At 68.1% G+C, this 10,021-nt stretch carries 8 protein-coding genes and 1 pseudogene; 6 read left to right on the forward strand and 3 right to left on the reverse strand.

Features of this window, described 5'->3' with window-relative positions:
- Positions 1-383: 383 nt before the first annotated feature.
- Positions 384-713: a divalent-cation tolerance protein CutA gene (gene cutA, locus NBZ85_RS21405; protein ID WP_200912964.1), complete on the forward strand. Its 330-nt coding sequence runs from the start codon at positions 384-386 to the stop codon at positions 711-713.
- Here cutA and NBZ85_RS34090 read toward each other — a convergent pair.
- Together NBZ85_RS34090 and NBZ85_RS21420 are read right to left on the reverse strand one after the other, a co-directional pair.
- Positions 710-2,205 (reverse strand): annotated as a pseudogene (locus NBZ85_RS34090) (NsdA family TPR-like regulatory protein). The gene cutA and the pseudogene NBZ85_RS34090 overlap by 4 nt on opposite strands.
- Positions 2,206-2,526: 321 nt before the next feature.
- The gene (locus tag NBZ85_RS21420) at positions 2,527-2,979 is read right to left on the reverse strand and encodes a deaminase (RefSeq protein ID WP_055752713.1); all 453 of its coding nucleotides are present in this window, start codon (positions 2,977-2,979) and stop codon (positions 2,527-2,529) included.
- A gap of 647 nt (positions 2,980-3,626) precedes the next feature.
- Here NBZ85_RS21420 and fxlM (NBZ85_RS21425) point away from each other — a divergent pair.
- The 4 genes from fxlM (NBZ85_RS21425) to NBZ85_RS21440 all read left to right on the forward strand — a co-directional run bounded on the left by fxlM (NBZ85_RS21425) (position 3,627) and on the right by NBZ85_RS21440 (position 8,468).
- Positions 3,627-4,994 (forward strand): methyltransferase, FxLD system, encoded by a 1,368-nt coding sequence (fxlM, locus tag NBZ85_RS21425; RefSeq protein WP_256790414.1) that lies wholly within the window; start codon positions 3,627-3,629, stop codon positions 4,992-4,994.
- A 288-nt stretch (positions 4,995-5,282) separates the two neighbouring features.
- A complete protein-coding gene (fxlM, locus tag NBZ85_RS21430) occupies positions 5,283-6,521 on the forward strand; it encodes a methyltransferase, FxLD system (protein ID WP_256790409.1) in 1,239 nt (412 codons plus the stop codon).
- Positions 6,521-6,655 (forward strand): FxLD family lanthipeptide, encoded by a 135-nt coding sequence (fxlA, locus tag NBZ85_RS21435; protein WP_256790408.1) that lies wholly within the window; start codon positions 6,521-6,523, stop codon positions 6,653-6,655. Before fxlM (NBZ85_RS21430) ends, fxlA begins: the two co-directional genes overlap by 1 nt.
- A 76-nt stretch (positions 6,656-6,731) precedes the next feature.
- Positions 6,732-8,468, forward strand: a complete 1,737-nt coding sequence (locus NBZ85_RS21440; RefSeq protein WP_261562479.1) for a lantibiotic dehydratase family protein — start codon at positions 6,732-6,734, stop codon at positions 8,466-8,468.
- Here the strand turns inward: NBZ85_RS21440 and NBZ85_RS21445 are convergent.
- Positions 8,441-9,618 (reverse strand): IS3 family transposase gene (locus NBZ85_RS21445; RefSeq protein ID WP_261562480.1). Its coding sequence is split into 2 segments (ribosomal slippage): positions 8,441-9,366 and positions 9,366-9,618, totalling 1,179 coding nucleotides; the frame shifts between segments, so codons are not numbered across the junction. The two genes, NBZ85_RS21440 and NBZ85_RS21445, sit on opposite strands and share 28 nt — an antisense overlap.
- Between NBZ85_RS21445 and NBZ85_RS21450 the strand changes: the two genes are divergently transcribed.
- A partial coding sequence (locus NBZ85_RS21450; RefSeq protein ID WP_261562481.1) for a lantibiotic dehydratase occupies positions 9,606-10,021 on the forward strand: 416 nt, incomplete at its 3' end. The two genes, NBZ85_RS21445 and NBZ85_RS21450, sit on opposite strands and share 13 nt — an antisense overlap.

Genomic DNA, 10,021 nt, shown 5'->3' on the forward strand with positions numbered 1-10,021 from the left:
GCCGCGGGCCACCCGGTGGGCGGTGCGGGGGCGTAGCCGGTAGCGGCGGGTGAACTCGACGGCGATCTCGTCGTGGCTCATCCCGACCGCGCGCATCCGTTCCCGCAGCGCGTCCTGTTCCACCCGCCGGCTCGGCCTACTCATGACAACGCCGCACATCCTCTCCGGTCCCGGACACGATCTCGTGTCCGGGACCCGCCACCTGTCGTTCCAAACTGGCCGTTTCACGGTAGCCGCCGTGTCACGCATCGAACAGGACGGGATGGCGCTTTTCGTTGTCCCCCTCGTTCATGGCGTCGCTGAGGAACGGTGCAGAGCGTTCGCGACGTCCAGCTGACCAGCTGCGTGTCAGGGTACGGGGCGGCCCTCTAGGCTGTTTCGATGTGACTGACTTTGTGCAGGTGTCGACGGCGACGGAGACCCGTGAGGCAGCCGTGGCGCTGGCGCAGTCCGCCGTGCGAGCGCGTCTCGCCGCGGGTGCCCAGATCGTCGGCCCGGTGGTCTCGGTGTTCTGGCATCACGGCGAGTTCGGGTCCGGGGAGGAGTGGCAACTACTCCTCAAGGCTCGCGCCGACCGATATTCTGATCTTCAGGCGCACTTGCTGGCTCACCATCCATGGAGTAATCCGGAAATTATCGCCGTACCGATCCTGGAGGGGTCGAAGGCGTATCTGGACTGGGTGGCCCAGACGACGGAGCCTGGCCAGTCCTAGCCGAGCCCGAGCGCTTTCGCCTGATCCAGGGTTTCCCGGACTCGGGGGATCGCCCGGTGCGGGTCGAGGTGACGAAGAACCGGCTTGATCCTCTGGCGAGGTCGGACCGATGCCACGCCAGCGGAAAGATCCAATACACGGCCAGCGACGCTCGCGGCTTGCTCAACTTCGTCGGCAGCAAGGTACGCGTCGGCGAGCCAGGTGAGGTAAAGCGACTTGTCGCGTGCGCGGACCTCATCGAAGTTGTCCAGAACTCTCTCCAGCACGGGCACAGCGCGAAGAGGTCGCCGCAGTTCGGCCCAGCAGCGCCCCGTCATGATCGATATCTCGTTGTGGTCGACCCATGCGGCCCAGTCCGGTTGGGGTTCCTCGCTGTCCTCGGCAACGGCCGTCTCGGCGGTCGTGAGGGCTCGTTCGGTCTCGCGCACGTCGCCAATGATCGCGTAGGCCCAGGCGAGACGCTCGAAGAGCAGCGCTCTGACCGCGCTGGGCGCGTCGGTGCCCGCGACCTGGCATGATCTGACGGCGAGCCCGACCGCCGCACGCCTATCATCTCGGCCGGATTGATAGGCAAGATAGGCCAACGCATTGCCGGCCAAGGGCGCGTCGCCAGCCGCGACGGCGCGCTCATGCGACTCCTTGTACAGACGGCTGGCCTCGGTGTGGTTACCTGCGTCAAAGGCCGCCCAACCCGCCTGCTGGGCCTGTTCGGCGAGTACGGACAGCAGGGCCCGCCCCGTGGCTTCGTCGTAGCTGGAGTTCTGGACGATGGCGCTCGTGGCTTCGTACTCGGCGAGATAAAGATCGTAGGTCTCGCCGCCACCGAGAATGTCATCGAGCCGGCGAAGGCGGGCAGTGCGGCGGCGGAGCTGCTCAGGAAGATCCGCGCCAAGTCGGTGTCGGCGTCCCGACAGATCCTTAGTGATCGTTGGCGACGTGGGGATCCGCCGCGCGAGGGCCTGATCGAGACCTCGCGGATCATCCGGCGGGTACACCGAGTGATCCACAGTTGGAACTGACCCAGAGGCGCTCTCCAGCGATCTGCTGCCGTCGGTCTTCGCTCCAGGCATCGAATGCAACCGGTCTGCCCGACGTGCCGTGTTGATCAGCAGCGTGTCGGCGGGGGGATCTGTTCGCGGTCGTCGAGGTCGAGGAGGTTGTCGATGCTGGTGCCGTAGACCTCGGCGAGTAGGGCGAGCATCTGCGGGGTGGGGCGCCGTCGGGGTGGGAGCGGCCAGGTTTCCAGTTGGGACAGCCAAGGGACGGTCATGGTGGCGGCGCCGTCGGGGTCGAGGCCGGTGCGGGCGGCGTGGGCGTTGATGCGGTCGGCGGCCTGCTGCTGGGTCCAGCCGCGGGCCTGCCGGTGGGCGGTGCGGGGGCGTAGCCGGTAGCGGCGGGTGAACTCGACGGCGATCTCGTCGTGGCTCATCCCGACCGCGCGCATCCGTTCCCGCAGCGCGTCCTGTTCCACCCGCTGGCTCGGCCTACTCATGACAACGCCGCACATCCTCTCCGGTCCCGGACACGATCTCGTGTCCGCCACCCACAGCACGAAACCGACCGTTTCACGGTAGTCGACAGGGTCGTGCGTATGGTGCGCTCCTACGGCCTCGCGACCCCGCTGCGACACCACAGCGGAGATGGACGACGCCGTGTCCCGCTCGACGAGCTATGCGGCCTCGCCGGGCGGAGAGCTGACCTTGGCGGCAAGAATCCGTTGGGTACGACGGTCTGCCTCCGTGCTCCCGGTCGGGCCCTGGCCTCCCGAACGACCATGCGCGTATCCCAGCGTGGCAAAGGGGGATAGCGATGGTCAGACGGACAGGTGTGCGTTTATGGCGCGGGCCTGCTCGCCGAGTTCAGACATTTCCACAACGGTGACCCCGGCGGCGGCGAGTAGTTCGTAGCCTTGGCAGTCGGCGACGAAAAGGCTGGGTTCCCGCCAGGCAATGACCACCCGGGGGATCTTCGCTTCCAGGATGAGCTGAGTGCAGGTGCGGGGCCGGGACTTGCGCTGCGAGCAGGGTTCGAGGGTGCTGTAGATCGTCGCGGTGGCGAGCCGGCGGTCGCCGGGTGCGACCTTGGCGAGCGCGGACTCCTCGGCGTGCACCGCCTCGTCGACTTCCCGGGAGAACCCGAACGCGATCTCCTCGTTGTTCTCGTCGACGATGACGGCACCCACCGAGTAGGCGCCGGTGGCCGGTCGGCAGCGGTGAGCGAGTGCGATGGCACGCGTCATCCACCGGTGGTCATCAAACTGGGCCATGAAGGCTCGTCCTTCCTCGGGAGAATCCGGGGGCCGTCGGAGAGTGCGCCGGATAGCCGGCTTGCGCGCTGTCAGACGGTGGTGGCCGTGGGGATCTGCTTCATTGCCTGCCGGAACTCGCGCGCCTGGGGGACAGTCTGCCACCCGTCGGCGGCTTCGCCGTGGTGGCCGCGGTCCGCTGCCAGCTGGCTCTCGCGCGGCGTTCGGATCACCGGACGGCCGCACATGGCGCAGGGCCGGAGTTCCCGTGGCCCCAGCGTCGGCACTCGCCGGGACGCGAGACCCAGGACGGCAGGTCCACCGTGCTCTGGTCGCAGCGGCATCCAGACCAGACGGAAAATCAAGATCAAATCTCTGGGGAACTTGCCGAACAAACTGTCATGATCACGTTGAACAAGTGCACCCCGAGGTCAGCGTTCCCGCAGGTCAGACACCTCTTGGACGACGAAGAAAACGTTCACAGTGGAGGGAATGACTCGCCCCTTGGCGTCAGGCACCCTAGTGACGCCTCACGTCCGACCTGGTTGTGATCTTGGCGGTCTCGCAAGATGCGACACCCTGATCCACCCACGCCGGGGAGGGTGTCAGCATCGTAGGGTCGACAGGCCATCACTCAAGGTCACCATCCGAGTTCGAGGAGAAGCCTGGTGCCTACCTCAGCAACCGAGATCACTCATGATCATTCGGATGCGCAGCCGGCCGATATCCCTCGTTTGCGCGAGGAGCTCATTCGGGAACTGCGCGAGCTGAAGGCGATCGTGACGCCCGAGGTGGAGCAGGCGGTGCGGGCGGTGCTCCGGCACCTGTTCATCCCCGAGGTCCCGGTGGAGAAGGCGTACGCCGCCGAGCACCACTACGTGACGAAGAAGGACGAGCACGGGGTCAGCATCAGTTCGGTGTCCGCCGCGCGGATTCAGGCCATGATGCTGGAGCAGGCCGAGGTACGCCCGGGGATGCGGGTCCTGGAGATCGGGTCGTCGGGATACAACGCGGCGCTTCTCGCTGAACTGGTAGGCGAGGCCGGCCAGGTCACCTCGATCGACATCGATCAGGACGTCATCGACCGGGCAGCCCGACTCCTGCCGGCGGCGGGCTACGAGAACGTCCACCTGCGGCGTACGGACGGGGAGTTCGGTGCGCCGGAGCATGCTCCGTTCGACCGGATCATCGTCACCGTCTGCGCGTGGGACCTGCCCCCGGCCTGGAGTGACCAGCTCGCCGAAGGCGGCCGGCTCGTCGTCCCGCTGCGGATGCGGGGCCTGACCCGCTCGGTGGCCTTCGAGCAGGAGAACGGTCGTCTGGTGGACCGGGGCTACGAGCTGTGCGGCTTCGTGCCCATGCAAGGAGTCGGGGAACGGCGGGAACGACTGGTCTCGCTCCACGGCGACGACGTGCGCCTGCGCCTGGACGACGACCAACAGGCCGACGCCGACGGACTACGTGCCGCCCTGCCGATGCCACGGCAGGAGGCGTGGTCGGGGATCACCGTCGGGAAGAACACCAGGTTCGACGGCCTGTACCTGCTGATGGCCATGACCCTGCCCGACTTCGGCCTGCTGGCCGCGACGAAGGCCGCCATGGACCGCGGCCTGGTCGCCCACTCCTGGGGGCTGGGAGTCCCGACCCTTCTCGACGGGGACAGCTTCGCGTATCTGACCTTCCGTGCCACCAGCGAGGCACGCGAGCAGTTCGAGTACGGCGCCTTCGGCCACGGACCCCACGCCGACACCACCGTCGAGAAGCTGGTCGGCCTCATCAGATCCTGGGACGGCACCAGCCTGAACGCCCGCATTACCGCCTACCCCGCGCACACCCCCGACGAGCTGCTGCCCCCCGACGCCCTTGTCCTCGCCCGACGCCACACCCGCATCGCGATCACCTGGCCATCCCCGGCAGCGGCCAGCGGCAGCGTTCGCAGAGATGAGGAGGGCGCACAGGTCTCTGTGCAGCCCGCAGCACCCTCCGGACGGCGAGTGAGATCGCACCCCGAGGGACCCCCGAAGGCATCGGCATGATCACGCCGAATAAAGCCGAGGATACGGCAGTGTTCGCGCAGGTCAACGGCCTCATAGATGCCGAAGAAGACGTTCGCGGTGGGGGAATGGCTCGTCTCCTGACACCGGCCATCGTGGTGGCGTGCGACACCTACCGTGACTGTGATCTTGGCAGTTGCGCGAGAACGCGGTCGAGGAAGCCGCCATCCTGGGCCATCCGCGCTGGAAAGACCGTCAACGCCAGGAGGGCCGTCCGACCCGCGGCGGCTGTACGCATCGAGAGAGGACACCGTGACGAGCGTCGACACTATGAGTAGTGAGGGTCTCCGGAACGCAATGGTCGACCGGCTGGCTGCCGATCATGCGGCGAAGAGGCTTGTGCTGCGGCCCGAGGTGGAGGCGGCGCTGCGGACCGTTCCCCGCGAGCTGTTCACGCCGGGCCTGCCTCTGGAAGAGGCGTACGACGCGAACACGGCCGTCCTGAAGAAGATGCGCGGCGCGGAAGCGGTCAGCTCCGTGTCGGCGCCGTACCTGATTGCGGAGATGATCGGTCAGGCAGCGAACGCGCTCGGCGGTCTGGAGGGCCGGCACGCGCTGGAAATCGGCAGCGGTGGCTACAACGCGTCACTGCTGCGGGAGTTGGTCGGCCCGTCGGGATCGGTCACGACCGTCGACATCGACCCCGAGGTCACCGGCCGAGCAGCCGCCTGTCTGGCGGCGGCGGGCTACCACGACGTGACCGTGGTGTGCGCGGACGCCGAGCATCCGATCGTGCCCGGTCGCCGCTACGATTTGATCATCGTCACGGTCGGGGCGTGGGACATCCCGCCTGCGTGGCATGATCAGCTTACCGATGACGGTGTGCTGGTCGTGCCGTTGCGCACGTTCGGGATGACCCGGTCGTGGGCGCTGCGACGCCGCGGGGACCGTCTGGTCAGTGAGAGCCGCCGCCAGTGCGGGTTCGTCTCCATGCAGGGCGATGGAGCCCACGAGGTGCGGTACCTCGACATCGCCGACGGTGTCCATCTGCGGCTGGACGAAGACCAGCGGGTCGACCACGACCTCGACGTTGTCGGTGCCCTCCTTACGCAGCCCCGCGAGGAGGCGTGGGTCGGGGTGAGCCTGCCGCCCGCCACCATCCTCGCGGACCTGGATCTGTGGCTGGCAACCCGCCTCATCCACGAGACGCACTTCCTGGTGCTCTCGGCACAGGCGACAGCCGTCAAGTCCGGCGTCGTCGCCCCGGGCTGGCGGTTCGGCACCCCGGCAACCCTCGACGACGACACGTTCACCTACCGGTCGGCGCTGCGCTGGACCGACAGGCGGTTCGATCTCGGCGCCTACGCCCACGGGACCGAGGCCGCCGCGGCGGCCGGGCGGATGGTCGAGCACATGCGTGCGTGGGTGGACGCGGGTCAACCGTCTCCGACGCTCCACGTCCTTCCCGCGCACACCCCTGACGGTGACCTGCCGAACGGGGCGGTCCTGGACAAGCGGCACAGCCGTGTCGTCCTGGCCTTCACCACCAAGGAGAAAGGAACCCCCTGATGGGCGACGAGTACGAGCTGAACCTGCGTCTGGTCGACGCCGGGTCCGTCGCGAGCGGCCACGCCACCAGCACCGACGACGAGTGCGGCTCCGGCAACACGGAGTCGCAAGCCTGCACGACCACCAGCGACTGACACCGTTCATCCCAGGGAGCGCCCGGCCGAAGGCGGCCGGGCCTCCGTCCCCCAACCCGGCGATGCGGAGCCAGACATGTATCGAGCGGTCGACGCGGCGTTGATCAGGGCTGCCTCCTACCCCCGAGATCTGGCGCTGCCCGCGTGGCCCGACCTCACCACGAGCCGGCCCGAGGAGTGGCTGGGATGGCTACGGGAGGTGTGGGCGCTGCCCGAGTTCGCGGCGGCTGTCGAGCAGGCCGCGCCCGACCTGGCCGCCCGCATCATCCGTGCGCTGGCCCACGAGCCCATGGACAGGCGCAGGCTACGGCGCCTCGTCGAGGCGACGGTCCGGTATCTGCTGCGGTGGACGAGCAGGGCGACCCCGTTCGGCAGGTTCGCCGGAGTCGCTCGGGTCGAATTCGGCTCCCGTGCGGCGGTCCGCTGGGGGGATCGGCATCGTGAGGTGACCCGCCCGGATGACCGGTCTATCGCCGATCACGTGACTGTGGCCGAACGCGACCGGGCGATCCTGCGATCGGTCACGGTCGTGACGAACTCTCTGGGGTATCGGCGGGGCGGAGCATGGGTGCTGCCCTGTGCCCGCATTGAAGGCGACCGGGCCTGGGATGTCGAGATCGACCTGACCGGCCCGGTGCGGCTGGCGATCGAGGCAGCCAGCGCCCCCGTCCCGTTCAAGGAACTGGCCGCGACGGTGGCCGACGGACTGGCCGGCAGCGCGGCGGCGGCCGAGGACCTGCTGGCCGCCCTGGTGAACACGGGTGTCCTGCTGTCGGCGATCCGGCCGCCGATGACCGTGACCGATCCGGCCGCGCACCTGGCCCACCACATCGCCCTCCCCGCACCGGACGGCCGGACCACGGTCGATCTGCACGTCGACTGCACGGTGACGCTGCCGCCCGCCGTGGTCCGCGAGGCGCAGGAAGCCGCCGCCGCGCTCGTCGCCGTCGCGCCGCACCTGCCCGGCTGGGCCGCCTACCATGCCGCGTTCAGCGAGAGGTGGGGTCCGGGCGCGGCCGTGCCGCTGGACGATGTCCTGCGCACCTTGGGGTTCCCCGCCGGCTACCGGGGCTCGCGTCGCCGTGACCCGACGACGTTCACCGTCCGGGACAGTCTGCTCGCGACGCTCGCGCAGCAGTCCGCTCTGGATGGCTGCGCCGAGGTGGTCCTGGATGACGATCTGATCGGCCGGCTTCGGGGCGAGGACGACCGGCCACCGATCCCGCACACCGAACTGCGGTTCGCCCTCGACGCCCCGACACCGCACGATCTCGACCGCGGCATGTTCACGTTGACGGTGGTGAGCGGGGCCCGGCATGCGGGCGTCGCCGCTGCCCGGTTCCTGCACCTGCTCACTCCCGCCGAGCGGGAACGTTTCCGCGGCGTCTATACAAGCCTGCCGACCGCTTTACCCGGCGCAGACACCGTGCAGCTATCCGCGCCTCCCCTGGACACCCGACTCACCACTCTTGCCCGCACACCCGAACTCCTTCCGGTCCTGCCCGTCGGCGACTTCCACCCCAACCCGCCCTGGACGCTGAAAGATCTGGCGGTAGCCGGCGACGGCCAGCGGCTGTGGCTGGTGTCGCTCACCACCGGGCGGCCGGTCGAGCCGCTGCTGGTCAACTGCGTGCGGCTGCCGACCATCCAGCAGCCACTCGTCCGCTTCCTCACGGAGATCTGGACGGCATGGACGGCGCCCTGTGCCCGGTTCGACTGGGGACACGCGAGCACACTGAGGTGCTGCCCGTTTCACGGACACGCGATAGTTGGACTATATCAGCTTTACGCCGCCTCCGGTATTGATGTCTGACTCGTCAGGTAGAGATGTTCGACGTGTTCCGGGGTGTGGTAGCCGAGGGTGGAGTGGAGTCGCTGCCGGTTGTAGAAGACTTCGATGTACTCGGCGATCGCACTGCGGGCGGCCCGGCGGGTGGGGTAGATTTCTCGGTAGACGAGTTCATTTTTGAGTGTGCCGAAGAAGGATTCGGCGGCGGCGTTGTCCCAGCACACTCCGGTGGCGCCGACGGAGGGTCGCGCGCCGTGCTTGCTCAGGGTTCGATGATAGGCGTCGGATGTGTATTGCGCGCCGCGGTCGCTGTGGAAGATCACGTCCGGTGTGAGGGTGGTGCGGGACGCGGCCATGGTGAACGCGTCGATGATGAGTTCGGTGCGCATGCGGTCGGCCATGGACCAGCCGAGGACTTTCCGTGAGTAGCAGTCGATGACGGTGGCGAGGTACAGCCATCCTTCGCCGGTGCGGATGTAGGTGATGTCCCCGACGAGCTTGGCGCCGGGCCGGGTGGCGGTGAAGTCGCGGCGGACGTGGTCGGCGGGCGCGGGGGCCTGGCCGGGGATGGTGGTGCGGCGGTAGGCCCTGGGCTGGCAGGCTTTCAGCCCTGCTCGGCGCATGATCCGCCGGGCGAGGCGGACCGAGGTGGGCTGGCCCGACGCGGTCAGGGCGGCGGCGATCCGCCGCGCGCCGTAGGTCTGGCGGGACGCGGTGAACAAGGCCCGTACCTGGGTGTCCAGGGTGGTGTGCCGGCGGGTTCGGGGCGACGCCGGCCGGCGGTACCAGTCGTAGAAACCGGACGTCGATACCACGAGCCACTGGCACATTTTGCGTATCGGGTAGTTGTCCTTCTCCGCGGCGATCAGCTCGTACTTGTCGGTCACTGATGGCGTTGCGCGAAGAAGGCGGTTGCTTTTGAGAGGAACTCGCGCTCCATCCGGAGTTCCCGGTTCTCCTTCTCCAGCTCCTTCAACCGTGCGCGGTCGGACATCGAAAGCGGCTCTTCTTCGCCCTGGTGGGACCGTCGCCAGGTGGCCACCCAGCTCCCCAACGTTCCCTCGTTGATGCCGAGATCTTTTGCTATTGCCGATACCGGCCGACCCGAATCGATGACGAGTTTCACGGCCTCGTCCTTGTACTCGGGCGTGTACCGCCTCCGTGCTTGACTCATTGATCTCCTCCGCTCACGGATCAATTATCCCACATAGGGATCACTGTCCGAAGAACGGGGACCACCTCACACTGCCGTTCCTGCCACAGGTCCGGCGAGGCCGCTCCATCCTGCATCCGGCCCGCTGGACGATCCCCGCGACCGCGCTACCCGCCCGCACCGCACCATGGTCACAGTGGCTGGACACCTGGCACCAGCACCGCGAACCCCGCCAGATCCCGCGGGAGGTGCTGATCGGCGACGACGACGTACGGCTGCGCCTCGACCTGGACCAGAACGCCCACCTTGCCCTGCTGCGCAGCCACCTTGATCGGCATCCGAACGCCGTCCTCACCGAGGCCGGCGGGCGAGCAGGCTGGATCGACGGCAGACCCGCCGAGCTCCTGCTCACCCTCACCCGTAC

The organism is Frankia tisae (assembly GCF_025403405.1).
Classification (GTDB): Bacteria; Actinomycetota; Actinomycetes; order Frankiales; family Frankiaceae; genus Frankia; species Frankia tisai.

What these genes read in the sequence shown, in the direction of transcription:
- NBZ85_RS21420 (WP_055752713.1), bottom strand. Translation starts at nt 2,979, where the DNA reads ATGGCCCAGTTTGATGACCACCGGTGGATGACGCGTGCCATCGCACTC.
- fxlM (WP_256790409.1), top strand. Translation starts at nt 5,283, where the DNA reads ATGAGTAGTGAGGGTCTCCGGAACGCAATGGTCGACCGGCTGGCTGCC.
- fxlA (WP_256790408.1), top strand. Translation starts at nt 6,521, where the DNA reads ATGGGCGACGAGTACGAGCTGAACCTGCGTCTGGTCGACGCCGGGTCC.
- NBZ85_RS21440 (WP_261562479.1), top strand. Translation starts at nt 6,732, where the DNA reads ATGTATCGAGCGGTCGACGCGGCGTTGATCAGGGCTGCCTCCTACCCC.